This is a genomic window from Noviherbaspirillum sp., from assembly GCF_035654295.1.
Classification (GTDB): domain Bacteria; phylum Pseudomonadota; class Gammaproteobacteria; order Burkholderiales; family Burkholderiaceae_D; genus Noviherbaspirillum.
This window is the reverse complement of record NZ_DASRXF010000067.1, coordinates 1-14,218: the sequence shown is the minus strand read 5'-3', so window position 1 is coordinate 14,218 and position 14,218 is coordinate 1. Positions and strand designations below refer to the sequence as shown.

At 63.8% G+C, this 14,218-nt stretch carries 11 protein-coding genes; 2 read left to right on the top strand and 9 right to left on the bottom strand.

Annotated elements, in window-relative coordinates:
- The 7 genes from ccoN to VFF99_RS07690 form a co-directional block, all read right to left on the bottom strand.
- Positions 1–1,232, bottom strand: a 1,232-nt coding sequence (gene ccoN, locus VFF99_RS07720) for a cytochrome-c oxidase, cbb3-type subunit I (RefSeq protein WP_325016574.1), incomplete at its 3' end; no start/stop codon positions are given.
- Between the two features lie 271 nt (positions 1,233–1,503).
- Complete coding sequence (gene ccoS, locus VFF99_RS07715; protein ID WP_325016572.1) at positions 1,504–1,701, bottom strand: cbb3-type cytochrome oxidase assembly protein CcoS; 198 nt, start codon at positions 1,699–1,701, stop codon at positions 1,504–1,506.
- 9 nt (positions 1,702–1,710) lie between these two features.
- Positions 1,711–4,185, bottom strand: coding sequence for a heavy metal translocating P-type ATPase (locus VFF99_RS07710; RefSeq protein ID WP_325016570.1), 2,475 nt, complete (start codon positions 4,183–4,185; stop codon positions 1,711–1,713).
- On the bottom strand, positions 4,185–4,946 hold the full coding sequence (locus VFF99_RS07705; RefSeq protein WP_325016568.1) for a sulfite exporter TauE/SafE family protein: 762 nt from the start codon (positions 4,944–4,946) through the stop codon (positions 4,185–4,187). Before VFF99_RS07705 ends, VFF99_RS07710 begins: the two co-directional genes overlap by 1 nt.
- Positions 4,947–5,047: 101 nt before the next feature.
- Complete coding sequence (gene hemN / locus VFF99_RS07700; RefSeq protein WP_325016566.1) at positions 5,048–6,478, bottom strand: oxygen-independent coproporphyrinogen III oxidase; 1,431 nt, start codon at positions 6,476–6,478, stop codon at positions 5,048–5,050.
- 150 nt (positions 6,479–6,628) lie between these two features.
- Positions 6,629–7,825: an NnrS family protein gene (locus VFF99_RS07695; protein WP_325016564.1), complete on the bottom strand. Its 1,197-nt coding sequence runs from the start codon at positions 7,823–7,825 to the stop codon at positions 6,629–6,631.
- Positions 7,826–7,910: 85 nt separating this feature from the next.
- Positions 7,911–10,592 (bottom strand): bifunctional acetate--CoA ligase family protein/GNAT family N-acetyltransferase, encoded by a 2,682-nt coding sequence (locus VFF99_RS07690; RefSeq protein WP_325016562.1) that lies wholly within the window; start codon positions 10,590–10,592, stop codon positions 7,911–7,913.
- A gap of 250 nt (positions 10,593–10,842) precedes the next feature.
- On the opposite strand from VFF99_RS07690, the gene VFF99_RS07685 reads away from it, so the two are divergent.
- Both VFF99_RS07685 and VFF99_RS07680 read left to right on the top strand, forming a co-directional pair.
- On the top strand, positions 10,843–11,691 hold the full coding sequence (locus VFF99_RS07685) for a universal stress protein (RefSeq protein WP_325016560.1): 849 nt from the start codon (positions 10,843–10,845) through the stop codon (positions 11,689–11,691).
- 38 nt (positions 11,692–11,729) lie between these two features.
- The gene (locus VFF99_RS07680) at positions 11,730–11,996 is read left to right on the top strand and encodes a heavy-metal-associated domain-containing protein (RefSeq protein ID WP_325016558.1); all 267 of its coding nucleotides are present in this window, start codon (positions 11,730–11,732) and stop codon (positions 11,994–11,996) included.
- 128 nt (positions 11,997–12,124) lie between these two features.
- Here the strand turns inward: VFF99_RS07680 and VFF99_RS07675 are convergent, their stop codons facing one another.
- Positions 12,125–12,814 (bottom strand): response regulator, encoded by a 690-nt coding sequence (locus VFF99_RS07675; RefSeq protein ID WP_325016556.1) that lies wholly within the window; start codon positions 12,812–12,814, stop codon positions 12,125–12,127.
- Positions 12,815–12,825: 11 nt separating this feature from the next.
- Positions 12,826–14,218 (bottom strand): HAMP domain-containing protein (locus VFF99_RS07670; protein ID WP_325016554.1); only part of this gene is annotated, 1,393 nt, incomplete at its 5' end.

Here is a 14,218-nt window from a genome sequence, read left to right as displayed (position 1 = left end):
ACCGCGCGCCACATCAGGCCCTGCATCACGCCGGCGATCCACATGGCAGCGATGTAAAGCACGATGCCGATAGTCGCCACCCAGAAGTGGACTTCGATCAGGCGGGTGCTGTGCATTTCCTTCTTGCCGAACAGGCGCGGCAGCAGGTAGTAGATCGAACCCATGGTGATGAAGCCGACCCAGCCCAGCGCACCGGCGTGCACGTGGCCGACGGTCCAGTCGGTGTAGTGCGACAGCGCGTTGACGGTCTTGATGGACATCATCGGGCCTTCGAAGGTCGACATGCCGTAGAAGGACAACGAGACGATCAGGAACTTCAGGATCGGGTCGTTGCGCAGCTTGTTCCATGCGCCGGACAGGGTCATGATGCCGTTGATCATGCCGCCCCAGGACGGAGCCAGGAGGATCAGCGAGAACACCATGCCGATGGACTGGGTCCAGTCAGGCAGCGCGGTGTAGTGCAGGTGGTGCGGACCCGCCCACATGTAGGTGAAGATCAGCGCCCAGAAGTGCACGATCGACAGGCGATAGGAGTACACCGGCTTGTCGGCCTGCTTCGGGATGAAGTAGTACATCATGCCCAGGAAGCCGGCGGTCAGGAAGAAGCCCACCGCGTTGTGGCCGTACCACCACTGGATCATCGCGTCCTGCACGCCGGCGTAGGCGGAGTAGGACTTGGTCGCGGTGACCGGGATGGCCATGCTGTTGACCACGTGGAGCAGCGCCACGGCGAGGATGAAGCCGCCGAAGAACCAGTTAGCCACGTAGATGTGGGGCACCTTGCGCTTGACCAGCGTGCCGAAGAACACCAGCGCGTAGGAGACCCAGACCAGGGTGATCAGGATGTCGATCGGCCATTCCAGCTCGGCGTATTCCTTGCCGGAGGTGTAACCGAGCGGCAGGGAGACGGCCGCGGCGACGATGACGAGTTGCCAGCCCCAGAAGGTGAAGGCAGCCAGGGTGTCGGAAAACAGACGTACCTGGCAGGTACGCTGAACGACGTAGTACGAAGTGGCAAACAGCGCGCAACCGCCGAATGCAAAGATGACAGCGTTGGTATGCAACGGACGCAAGCGACCGTAGCTTAGCCAAGCGATGTCGAAGTTAAGTGCGGGCCAGGCTAGTTGTGCGGCGATCAAAACGCCGACCAACATGCCCACCACGCCCCACACTACAGTAGCGATCGCGAACTGCTTCACGACCTTGTAGTTGTAGTTCAGTGATGTATCCACGTACATTCTCCCAGGGTTAGTAACACGAATGGGGGCAGAGTACGATTCCGGGTTCTGAAAAACTTTGACCCAAGTCAAATTGACCCGAATCAAGGTAACCCTGCTGCGTGCAAGGCCATTTTCATAGGAAGAACGGCTAGAAAATCGGTCAGCGACAAGGGATCGCACGGTGGGTTTCGCTGCCGCTCTACCCACCCTACTTACTGCGATGAAGGACTGTAGGGTGGGTAGAGCGAAGCGAAACCCACCATGCGCACACGACAACGCGCGGCTAGTTATTCTTATCTTTTCCGGAAGACGTACTCTCGGACGGATCGACAGGCTTGGGACTGTCGTCATCCTGCAGGATGCGCATGCCGGGCCCGACGAGGTCGTCGAACTGGCCCGTGTCGGACGCGCGGAAGAACACCCAGATCGCGATGAACACGATCACGATGCTGAGCGGGATGAGGAGATACAGGGATTCCATGCGGTTTCTTCAGGCGGTCTTGAGCACGCGTTTTTCGTCCGGGCGAGATGGTACAGGAATCCGCCGCAAGCGCAATGCATTGATGACCACGACCGCCGAGCTGAGCGACATGCCAATGCCGGAAAGCCACGGGTTGAGCAGGCCGACCGCCGCTGCCGGAATGGCAACGATGTTGTAGACCGTGGCCCAGAACAGGTTCTGGCGAATCACCGCCATGGTCTGCGATGCCGCCCGCCATGCGTCGACCACCGAGGAGATGCGCCCCGTGAGCAGAACCGTATCCGCATGCGTCTGCGCCAGGGCCGCGCCGCTGCCCATGGCAAACGACACATCGGCCGCCTTGAGCACGGCGGCGTCGTTGATGCCGTCGCCCACCATCGCCACGACCGCGCCTTCGGCCTGCAGGCCCTGCACGTAGGCCAGTTTCTGGTCGGGCAGGCATTCGCCGCGCGCGGTATCGATGCCCAGTTCCGCCGCGACATGCCGCGTCACGCTGTCCTCGTCGCCGCTCAGGAGAATGACTTTCTTGCCATGCGCCTGGAAATGCGCGACTACATCCCTGGCATCGGGGCGCACCTGGTCGGCAAGATCGAAGCGCGCCAGCCACGTGCCTTCCATCGCGAGGTAGACCGGTGTGCATCCGGCAAGCGCTTGCGGCGCCGGCGAACCGGCGATCCCGGCGACGAAGGCCGCCGAGCCCAAACGGTAGCGCACGCCGTCGACCGTGCCTTCGAGGCCCTGCCCGGCGGTATGCGTGATGTCCTGCGAGATGGCGCCGTCGCCACCCTGCTTTCTTGCCGCTTCGACAATCGCATGCGCCAGCGGATGTGCGCTCGATGCCTCCAGTGCCGCTGCAACACGAATGCAACGCTGTGCATCGGCGGCGCCGAACGGTGCAACGTCGCGCAACACCGGCCTGCCGTAGGTCAGCGTCCCGGTCTTGTCGAAGATGACATGCGTGGTCCGGAACAGCGTCTCCAGGACGTGCGGCTGCACCGCAAGCACGCCCTGCCGCACCAGTCTGTCGGTGGCCGCCGCCAGCGCACTCGGCGTGGCAAGCGACAGCGCGCACGGACAGGAAACCACCAGCACCGCGATCGCGATCTGCCAGGCACGGGAAGGATCGACCCACTGCCAGACGCCGAAGATGAGCACCGCGAACACCAGCAGGGCCGCGACGAACCACGCCGCCACCTTATCCGCCCACAGCGAGAGCTGCGGCTTGGCCTGCCCTGCCCGCTCGATCAGCTTCACCAGCGTGGAGAGCGTGCTCTCTCTTGCAATCTTGGTCACGCGCACGACGATGGCTTGCGTGGCATTGACCGCGCCGCCGGGCAGCATGTCGCCCACGTCCTTGCGCTGCGGCCGGCTCTCGCCGGTGAGCAGGGAAAGGTCGACCGCGGTGCTGCCCTCCACCACCACGCAATCTGCCGCGATGGCTTCGCCCGGCTTCACCAGCACGAAATCGCCCTCGCACAATTGCGCGGCGGGTACGGTCTCGGTGCTGCGGTCCTGCGGGAAGCCCGGCAAGCGCGCCGCCGAGGCCGGCAGCGCATGCTGCAATTTTTCCAATGCGGAAGCCGCCTTGCGCCGCGCCACCAGTTCCAGGTAGCGGCTGCACAGCAGCAGGAAGATGAACATCGTCACCGTGTCGAAATAGACATCGCCTTTCCCGGTGATCGTGGCCACGGTGCTGCCGATGAAGGCGGCGGCGATGCCGAGCGCCACCGGCACATCCATGCCCAGCGCGCGGGCTTTCAGGTTGGCCCACGCGCCCTGGAAGAACGGCAGCCCGGAGTACAGCACGGCAGGCAGCGTGAGCAGCAGGCTGGCCCAGCGCATCATGCCTTCCATGTCGGCATCCATGGTGCCGTCGGTGGCCAGGTAGACAGGGACGGCATACATCATCACCTGCATCATGGACAAACCGGCAATGAAGACCTGGCGGAACAGCTTCTTGCTGGCGCGCTGCAACTGCTCGCCATGCCGTACGGCGTCGTAGGGATAGGCGGCATAGCCGACTTCGCGCACCGCCTTCAGGATGTCGCTCGGCTTGCAGGCGTCCTTGTTCCAGCGCACCTGCAGGCGTTCCGTGGCGACGTTGAGGTTCATCATCTGCACGCCCTGCACCGCGCCGACGCGGCGCTCGATCAGCCACACGCAGGCCGCGCAGCGGATGCCCTCGACGGAAAAGCTGGCTTCGCAGACGCTGCTGTCCTGCGCATTCATTTCCGCAAACTGTTCGAGGAGCTCGGGCGCGTCGTACAGGCGCAGTTCGGCCGGCACCAGTGCTTCGCTGTCGCCGGTGCTCGCGTAGCCGTCACGCGTGGTGTAGTAATCCGTCAAGCCGTTGTCGACGATGGTCTTGGCGACAGCCTCGCAGCCCGGGCAGCACATCGTGCGCTCCGTGCCGGCGATGTTCACCGACCAGGTCGATCCCGCAGGAACCGGCAGTCCGCAATGGAAACATGACAGTGCGTCCATCAATGGCCTCCGGTATGGGAGCTGGCCGCCGGAGGCGTCAGGCAGAGCGCATCGAGCCAACCGAGGGATACGCCGCTCGTGGCACGCGCAAGTCCGAGCAGGCCGAATGCGAGGACCAGCGTCCCGGCCGCGACGCGCACGCCACGGCGCCGCGTCCATGCCTGCAGGCGGGTGCCGAGCATGCCCATGGTGAGCAGCACCGGCAAGGTGCCCGCGCCGAATGCCAGCATGACAAGCGACCCGGATGCCGCGGTACCGCTGAGCATGGCGGTCATCAGCACGCTGTACACCATGCCGCACGGGACCCAGCCCCACAGCCCGCCGAGGGCGAATGCCTTGCCGATGCTGTCGACCGGCAGCAGGCGCTTGACCAGCGGCTGCACGCGGCGCCAGACGAACTGCCCTGCGGATTCAAGCCGGGCCAGCCCGCGCCACACATCCATCAGGTAGAGGCCGAGGGCGACAAGCATCAGGTTGGCAAGCCAGTAGCCGCCGACCTGGAGGGAAGAAATGAAGGAAAAGGTGCGCGCAGCCTGGGCGACGCCGCCGGCAATGGCGCCGGCAATGGCATAACTGGCAAGACGGCCGGCGTTATAGGCGAGCACGCGGCCGGCGCCCTCGAATACAGCAGGAGCGGCGATGGCCCCGGCGCCGTTCGTCACGGGAACGGGAAACGGGCGGCGCGGCGTCACCACGGAAAACGCGCCCACGATGCCCCCGCACATGCCGACGCAATGCACGCCGCCGAGGAGGCCGATCATGAAAACGGAAAGAAGATGTAATTCAGTCACGTGTCGAGGATAGCAGGTGGGTGACTATCCTGCTGCATCCCGCCGGCGCGGGCCGGCGGGTTCGGGGATCGTCAGATCGTCTTGGAATAGTGCATGCGCTCGAGCTTCACTTCGCGCGGCATGGCGAGATAGCGGTCGAACACCATGCAGATGTTGCGGATCAGGAGGCGCCCCTTCGGGGTCACCGTGATCCATTCCGGATCGATGCTCAGCAGGCCGTCGGCTTCGAGTGCGCGCAGCTTCTCGAGTTCCTTCTCGAAGTAGTTGACGAAGGTGATCGGATAGGCAAGTTCGAGCGACTTGATGGACAGCTCGAAATTACACATCAGCATCTGGATGATGATCCGGCGCAGCAGGTCGTCGACGTTCATCTTGAAGCCGCGGCAGATCGGCAGCTCGCCCTGCTCGAGGCGCTCGTAATAGCTTTCCAGCGTCTTCTCGTTCTGGCTGTAGGTGGAGCCGACCGAGCTGATGGCTGACACGCCCATGGCCACCATCTCCGCTTCCGCGTGGGTCGAATAGCCCTGGAAGTTGCGGTGCAGGCGCCCCTGGCGCTGGGCGATCGCGAGCTCGTCGTTCGGCTTGGCGAAATGGTCCATGCCGATGTAGACATAGCCGGCGTCGGTCAGGCGGCGGATGCACAGCGAGAGCATGTCGAGCTTGGTCTCGCTGCTCGGCAGTTCGTCCTCGTTGATACGACGCTGCGGCTTGAACAGCGTCGGCATGTGCGCGTAGTTGTAGATCGACAGGCGGTCGGGGTTGGCGGCGATCACCTTGGTCAGTGTGCGGTCCATGGTGATCAGGTTCTGCTTCGGCAGGCCGTAGATCAGGTCGATGCTGATGGAGCGGAAACCCGCCTCGCGCGCCGCGTTCATCACGCCCAGCGTGCACTCTTCCGGCTGCACGCGGTTGACCGCCTTCTGCACTTCCGGATCGAAATCCTGGACGCCCAGGCTGACGCGGTTGAAGCCCTGCGAGCGCAGCGAATGGATGCGTTCCGGCGATACGGTGCGCGGGTCGATCTCGATCGAATACTCGCCTGCTTCGTCGGTGGCAAAACGGAACCACTTGCGCAGGTAGGCCATCAGGTCACCCATTTGCGCATCGGAAATGTAGGTCGGGGTGCCGCCGCCGAAGTGCAGCTGCTCGACCGTGTTCATGTCGGCGAACAGCTTGCCCTGCATCTCGATTTCGCGCTTCAGGTAAGTCAGGTACTCATCGGCCTTGCTGCGGACCTTGGTAATGATCTTGTTGCATGCGCAGTAGTAGCACAGCTTGTCGCAGAACGGGATATGAATGTAGAGCGACAGCGGATTGCGCGCCCCCATCGCACGCACGCTGTTCACTGCCTGCAGGTAATCGCCCATGCCGAAGTTCTCGGTGAAGCGATCTGCCGTCGGATAGGAAGTGTAGCGCGGTCCCTGCTGGCTCATCTTGCGGATGAGCGCAGCATCGAACTGGACGTTGGAAGAAATGGGAACTGCTGTTGCCGGGACTGCCATGGTAGTTTTGCTCCTGTCGTTCGCCCCATGGGCGGGGCGCTATCAGACTGGCTTGCAGTGTACGTTTCCGGGCAAAACGGGAGCCTTGATCTAGGTCAAAAATGCCGGGATTGGGTTGCCCTTCGAAAAAATGTCAAGCCCCCTGTTGTATTAACCCTCACGCCCGTCCACACGCGGCGCCAGCAGATACGGCCCGTAGACGATCACGTACAGGACGAAGGCCGCGCTCCAGAAAGCCGCGGTCGCCACCAGCATCTCGGAGCGCAGGACGTTGGCGGCGGCAAGCATGCGTGCAATCACGCCAAGCTGGATCAGGACATACATCACGAGCTCGCTGCTGCCCGCATTGAGCGGACGCCCGGTATGGCCGAGCGCGGTGCGCGTGATCATGCCGATGATCAGGCCCGCCATCGAACCGATGGTCAGCACATGGAATGCGGCACTGCTTGTCGTCATTCCCCATGACGCCAGGCCCAGCATGAGGAGGCCCACCGGGATCCAGGCATACGACAGGTGAAGGATCCACAGAATCGGCTTGCGCAAGGTGACATGCGGCATCCAGCCCGCCACCCTTGTCGCCTGCGCAGCGGCGGCGGCGACGGCGATCGCTCCGGCGAGCGGGCCCGGCAGGTTCGCCACCCAGGCAACCGCGGCCATGGCGGTGAGTGCAATGCTGATCTTGTCGCGTTTCTCATTCGTTACCGGTTTGGCGCCCTGGATCGCGTTTGCCGTGAAGCCGGGGATCACGCGCCCCCCGATCACCGATTCGATCATGACAATGACAAGAATTGCCGCCTGCACCGGCGTGACGGACGACATCTGCAGCCAGCCGAGCACGGACGCATGGAACAGCGCATTGATCAGCGTGAGCAGCGCCAGCAGGCCGACAAGGAACATGTTGCGCTTGTTGCCGGTGCGATGCAGGACGCTATAGATGGGATACGCCGCCAGCGGCAGGAACAGGAGGTCGACGGCGGCGGCCAGCAGCGGCGGCGCGAACAGCATCGCAATGCGGCCGGCGATCCAGAGCCCGGCGAGCGCCGCGAGATGGCCGCGGCGCGGTGTCCACAGCCCAGTCCAGTTGCGCCCGGCGGTGAACACGAAACCGATGATGACGGCAATGGCAAAACCGAACACCATTTCATGCATGTGCCAGTTCAGGTCCACTCGCGCCAGTGCGCCGAGGTTGCCGAAATAGCGCGCAATCCACAGCGGCACACTGATCGCGGCAAAGGCCGCCGCCAGCAGGTAGAACGGGCGGAAACCCAGCCGGAACACGGGGTGATGCGCAAATCCCGACTGCGGGGGTTCCTTGACGCGCGGTTCTTCTATCCTCACGAGGGTCATGGCGGCTCCTAAAAGATTCATTTAAGAAGAATCTTATATTGCTCCGCCGCCGATTGCAATGACGTCGGTACGCCAAACGGAGGAATTACGTGTCTTTCAAGGGCAGTTTCAGCAGGAAGGTATCGTTCTCGCGGGAGCGGTGCGCGGAGAAACCGAGCCGTTTCGCCAGCCCCAGCAGCGCCGTGTTCTGGCTCAGCGTTTCGCCGACGATCTCTTGCGCGCCGCGGTCACGCGAATGCCGTATCAGTTTTTGCATGAGCAGTTTGCCAAGCCCCTTGCCCTTGAGGTCGGAACGGGTGGTGACGGCGAACTCGCCCTGCACATTGTCCGGATCGAACACGATACGGGCCACGCCCAGCGTTTCCGGCATGCCGTCGGGGCGCGTGCGGGTGGCGATGAAGGCCATTTCGCGGTCATAGTCGATCTGGGTCATGCGTGCCAGCTGCCCCGGCGACAGTTCCCGCATCTGCACGAACATGCGCATGCGCACATCCTCCGGCGCCAGGCGGCTGAAGAACTCGACATGCTGCAGGCCGTCCTCGGGTTTGATGGGGCGCAGGAGGATGCGTTCCCCCTGCCATTCCACCCACTCCTCCAGTTCCTCGGGATAGGGACGGATTGCGAGCCGGTCCATGCCGCCCTTTTCCGTCTCCTGCAGGCGGATGCGCGCATCCAGCGCAATCACCCCGGAAGCGTCGGCCAGCAGCGGGTTGATGTCGAGTTCCACGATCTCGGGAATATCGATCACCAGGTGCGAAATCCGGATCAGCACATTGCTGATCGCATCGATGTCCGCCGCCTCGCAGTTGCGGTATGCGGCCAGCAGCCGTGATACGCGAGTGCGCGAGATCATGTCGCGCGCCAGCACCGTGTTCAGCGGCGGCAGGCCGATGGCATGGTCAGCGGTGACTTCAACCGCAATTCCGCCCTGGCCGAACAGGATGACAGGGCCGAACACCGGGTCGGTGGCCGCACCGACGATCAGCTCCCGCGCCTCGGGCCGCCGCACCATCGATTGCACCGAAAAGCCGGCCAGTGCGGCCCGCGGCCGCATCTCCGCCAGCCGCTTGTTCATGCCGGTCGCGGCCGCCCGCAAGGATTCGGCGTCTTCCAGGTCGAGCGCGACGCCGCCGACATCGGACTTGTGCGTGAGGTCCGGCGACAGGATCTTGAGCGCGACAGGAAAACCGACGCGCGACGCGCATTCCACTGCTTCCTCGATGGAGCCCGCCGCCAGCGTCCGCACCACCGGGATGCCGTAGGCGGCCAGCACCTGTTTCGCTTCGGGTTCGGTGAGCGACTCACGCCCGCGCGACAGCGCCTTCCTGACCAGCGCGCGCACCGCCTCCCTGTCCTCTTCCACCGACGAGGAAGCGGAAGCGGGAACCTCCATCAGCAGTTTCTGGTTGCGGTTGTATTGCACGATCTGCATGAAACCGCGCACCGCTTCCTCCGGCGTATCGTAGGTCGGGATTCCCGCCTCGGAAAACATGCTGCGCGCCTGCGCCACTTCGCCGCCGCCCAGCCAGCAGGAAAGCACGTTGCGGGATCCGTTTTTTACGAGCGGCACGAGTGCGGTCGCAATCTCCGTGCTGGGCACGATGGCGGTGGGCGCGTGAATGAGCAGCGCCGCGTCCACCTCCGGTTCCTGCATGACGATGTCCATGGCATCGACATAGCGCTGCACGGGTGCATCGCCGAGGATATCCACCGGGTTGTCGCGCGGCGCCGCGCCCGGGAACAGATTGTCGAGCTTGCCGGCCGCCTGCGGTGACAACGCCGCCAGCCGGCCCTGCTTGCCGATCAGCGCATCGGTCGCCAGCACGCCGGGACCGCCGCCGTTGCTGATGATGGCCAGCCGGTCGCCGCGTATTGGCCGGGCATGCGCGAGCGTTTCCACGGCATCGAACAGGTCCAGCGTAGTATAGACGCGCAGCATGCCGGCACGGCGGATGGCGGCGTCATAGACGTCGTCCGATCCCGCCAGCGCGCCGCTATGCGAAGCCGCCGCCCTCGCCCCTTCCGGTTCGCGGCCCGTCTTGATCACGATGATGGGCTTGCTGCGCGCCGCCGCGCGCGCGGCCGACATGAACTTGCGCGCATCGCGCACGGCTTCCAGGTAGAGCAGGATGGCCTGGGTGTCCGCATCGCCGGCGAGGTAGTCGAGCACGTCGCCGATGTCGACATCCGCCTTGTCGCCAAGGGCGAGGAATTTTGAAAACCCGATGTTGCGGCCCTTCGCCCAGTCGAGCACACCGGCCGCCACGGCGCCGGATTGCGACACGAACGCGACCTTGCCCGGCAGGGCGCCGGTATGCGCCAGGCTGGCGTTCATGCCCAATCGGGGAACGAGCAGACCGACGCTGTTGGGACCGAGAATGCGCAGCAGGTGCGGCCGGGCCGCCTTGAGCATCTGGTCCTTCATGTTCCGGCCGTACAGGTCTTTCGCCGCCGCCAGTCCGGTGGTCATGACGATGGCCGCCTTCGTCCCCCGTTTGCCGAGCTCGGAAATGATCCCGGGCACGGTGGCAGGTGGCGTGCAGATGATGGCGAGATCCGGCGCGGCCGGCAGTTTGGCGGCGGATACGTAGACCGGCCGGTCGGCCAGGCTTTCATACTTCGGATTGACCAGCATGATCTCGCCGTCGAATCCGCCCGCAAGCAGGTTCTTCAGTACCGTGACGCCCACGGAATGCGGCTTGGGCGAAGCCCCGATGAGCGCGATCGATTTCGGTTCAAACAGGTGCTTGAGGTTCCTGACAGTCATGAGGATTCCTGGTGTGCCGGTTCATGTCCTGCCATTCTTGCACGCCTTCCGAAACGGCGATACGAGCCGCATTTTCATGTGCCGATGATGTTACGAACCGGTGTGGCGGGAAATTTTGATCTGAGTCAAAAATGCCCGAACTAATGTTTAAGCGAATCGGTTTTTTCTGGACTGCATTTCGGTCAGGCCCTACGCTAACAACCGCAACTTGAAGAGGCGTCGCAACGTCAATCAACAAGAGGAAGATGACATGTCGTATAAAACCGTACTCGTCCACGTGGACAAAGACAAGCAGGCAATCGAACGTGTGAAGCTGGCCGCCCAGATCGCAATGAATGAAGATGCGCACCTGATCGGCGCCGCGCCCAGCGGCGTCTCGCGCTTCATCTACCAGTCCCGCTTCATTTATGAAGGCGGCGGCATGGCGACCCACCTCGACAACCACCTCGAAGAACTGCGCGGCGCGGCAAAGGATTCGCTCGCCCTCTTCGAAAGCACGGTGAGGGGCATCGGCGTCCAGTCCTACGAGGCCCGCCAGATCGATGACGAGGCCGGCGCCGGCATCAGCCTGCAGGCCCGCTACAGCGACCTCGTGGTGGTCGGCCAGGCCAACGCCGACGAGCCGTCCTCGACCACGCTGCCCGACTTCCCCGAGTTCGTCGTGATGAACGCCGGCCGCCCGGTCCTGATCGTTCCCTACGTCGGCAAGTATGATGCCGCGCCCAAGCGCGTGCTGATCGCTTGGGACGCCAGCACCAGCGCCACGCGTGCCGTCACCGCCGCCATCCCGCTGCTCAAGCGCGCACAGAACGTCGACGTGGTCGTGTTCAATGCGGATTCGCGCGGCGATGCGCACGGCGAGCAACCGGGCGCCGACATCGGCCTCTACCTCGCACGCCACAGGATCAACGTCAACGTGGTGCGCCAGAAGACCGACATCGACGTCGGCAACGCGCTGCTGTCGATCGCCACCGACCTCGGTTCGGACATGATCGTCATGGGCGGCTACGGCCACTCGCGCTTCCGCGAAATCCTGCTCGGCGGCGTCACCCGCACCGTGCTGGAATCGATGACCGTGCCGATTCTGATGGCGCATTGAACCAGCTCGAATTGTTATTTAGTGATAAAGGAAACACCATGCAAACCGAAGTCCTGAATGTCACCGGGATGACCTCTGAAGACTGCACCGAGACGGTGATGCGCGCGATCAAATCGGTCGACGGCGTCAGCAACGTCAGCGTGTCGTATCCGCAGAACCGGGCGATCGTTCAGTTCGACGAAGACCAGACCGCGCCGCAGGAAATGGCGAACGCACTGGCCAAGGCCGGCTTTGGCGTCAGGAAGATCAACCTCGGCGAATCGGACTCGAGCTGCGGCGGTTGCTGCGGCAAGTGCGGCGGCTGAGGGCGGGAGCACGAGATGACAACGGGCCGGTTTTCCGGCCCGTTTTCTTTTCTGTTTTGGCTGTTGGACGACGCTGGATTCCGGCGAAGGCCGGAATCCAGCGTCGTTCACCCCGCCTCCAACGCCCACTACCCCGCAGCTCCCTTCTCCCCCACCCCCGACATCCCGTGCTCCACCGCATACACCGCAGCCTGCACGCGGCTGGCGAGGTTGAGCTTCTTGAGGATGTTCTGCACGTGGATCTTCACGGTACTCTCGGCCACATCGAGCGTGCGCGCGATCACCTTGTTGCTTTCACCGCGCGCCAGGCAGGCCAGGATTTCCCGCTCGCGCGGAGTAAGGCGGTCGATCTCGGACGGTGCCGCCGGCTTGGGCGCAGCACCGCCCTGCATCTGCGCAACCAGCTTGGTGGTCATCGCCTCGGCCAGCACCGGTTCGCCCGCCGCCGCCCGCCGGATGGCGCGCACGAGGTAGTCGGCATCGATGTTCTTGATGAGGTAACCGCGCGCCCCCGCCTGCAGAGCCGCGGTCAGGTCCTGCGCTTCCTCGGAAACGGTGAGCAGGATGACCGCGCTGTCCGGGCAGTCCTGCAGGATCAGGTGCAGCGTTTCCAGTCCGGACATGCCCGGCATGTTCAGGTCCAGCAGCACCACGTCCGGGCGCAGCTGCCGGGCGCGCTTGACGCCCTCGACGCCGTCGGCCGCTTCCCCGACCACGGCGAAATCCGGATTGCGCTGCAGCAGCGAGCGGATGCCGCTGCGGAACAGGGTGTGATCGTCGACCAGCAGCACACTGATCGGTTTGTTGGTGTTTTCCATCGTGTCTCTCCTCAGGCTGCGCGGCGTTCCTGTTGCGGCAGGCGCAGGGTCACCGTCGTCCCTTTGCCGGGCTCCGAATCGATCTCGACCCAGGCGTGAATGCGTTGCGCGCGCTCCCGCATGATGTTGATGCCGACATGCCCGTCTCCCTTCTGCATGAGTGTGGCGGCATCGAAGCCCACGCCGTCGTCCCGTATGCCGAGCGTAAAATCCGGGCCGTCCTGCAGGCGGATGTCGACATGCCGCGCGACAGCGTGCTTGCGGATATTGGACAAGGCTTCCTGCACGATGAACAGCACTTGCAGCTGCTGCTCGCGCGAGAACGGCGGCCCGCTTCCTTCGCATACGAAATCGACCGCAATGCGCGTCTGTTTCCGGAACTTCTCGACGGCGGTCTCCAGTGCCGCGACAAGGTCGTCTTCGGCCAGGCGGCTGCGGAAGTTGAGCAGGAGTTCGCGCACGTCTTCATAGCTTTCCTGCACGCCGGAACGCAACGCAGGCACGATTTCCGCGACTTCGTCCAGGCGCCCTTCGCGCAGCGATTCGTCCAGCATCTGCAGCTGGATGTTCATGAAGGTCAGTCCCTGCGCGATGCTGTCGTGCAGCCCCTGCGCCACGAGGTTGCGCTCTTCGGAGATCGCCATTTCCCGCTCGCGCGCGCCCAGCCGCATGTTCTGGATGGCGGTGCCGAGCATCTGGCCCAGGGTTTCGAGCAGCGCCTGCTCCCGCTCGCTGAAGGCGCGCGACTTGTGGAAGTGCAGCGTGAAGAAACCGATGTGCTGCTGATGCGCGAAGATATGGAACATCGATACCGTGGCGAAGCCTTCCTCGCGACAGCGGCGCGACGCCAGCAGGCCCGGACGGCGCAGGTCATGAATGATCGAGACCCGTTGCGCCACCGCATCTCCGCACAGGCATTCGCCGGGCTTCATGCAATTCTCCGCCTTCGCATGCGCCTCGGTAATGCCGTGGTACACGATCATGTGCGTATTCCCGTTCCGCTCGTCCAGCACCCGCACGGTGCCGCCGTCGGCGCCGAAATAGGCACGGATCTTCTGCAGGAAACCTTCGCACATCGACTCCACCGGCTGCAGGCCCTGGAGAAAGGCGGCGCTGTCGTACAGCAGGGCCAGCTCCCGGTTCTGGTCGGCCAGTTCGGCGGTTTTCGCCTTTACCCGTTCTTCCAGGCTGTTGTACAGCGCTTCCAGCCGGTCGGCCATGTGGTTAAAGCCTTGCGTCAATTGCCCGAACTCGTCGTTGCTGTCGACGGTCAGCCGGGCGCTGAAATCCTTTTCCGTCATCTTTTCGATGCCGCCCCGCAGGCGCTCGACGGGTTCGACGATCAGCAGGAACATCAGGTAGATGATGGCGACCGTGCCGCTCAGCGCCAGCGCAACCAGGGCC

What these genes read in the sequence shown, in the direction of transcription:
- ccoS (WP_325016572.1), bottom strand. Translation starts at nt 1,701, where the DNA reads ATGGAATCCCTGTATCTCCTCATCCCGCTCAGCATCGTGATCGTGTTC.
- VFF99_RS07710 (WP_325016570.1), bottom strand. Translation starts at nt 4,185, where the DNA reads ATGGACGCACTGTCATGTTTCCATTGCGGACTGCCGGTTCCTGCGGGA.
- VFF99_RS07705 (WP_325016568.1), bottom strand. Translation starts at nt 4,946, where the DNA reads ATGATCGGCCTCCTCGGCGGCGTGCATTGCGTCGGCATGTGCGGGGGC.
- hemN (WP_325016566.1), bottom strand. Translation starts at nt 6,478, where the DNA reads ATGGCAGTCCCGGCAACAGCAGTTCCCATTTCTTCCAACGTCCAGTTC.
- VFF99_RS07695 (WP_325016564.1), bottom strand. Translation starts at nt 7,825, where the DNA reads ATGACCCTCGTGAGGATAGAAGAACCGCGCGTCAAGGAACCCCCGCAG.
- VFF99_RS07690 (WP_325016562.1), bottom strand. Translation starts at nt 10,592, where the DNA reads ATGACTGTCAGGAACCTCAAGCACCTGTTTGAACCGAAATCGATCGCG.
- VFF99_RS07685 (WP_325016560.1), top strand. Translation starts at nt 10,843, where the DNA reads ATGTCGTATAAAACCGTACTCGTCCACGTGGACAAAGACAAGCAGGCA.
- VFF99_RS07680 (WP_325016558.1), top strand. Translation starts at nt 11,730, where the DNA reads ATGCAAACCGAAGTCCTGAATGTCACCGGGATGACCTCTGAAGACTGC.
- VFF99_RS07675 (WP_325016556.1), bottom strand. Translation starts at nt 12,814, where the DNA reads ATGGAAAACACCAACAAACCGATCAGTGTGCTGCTGGTCGACGATCAC.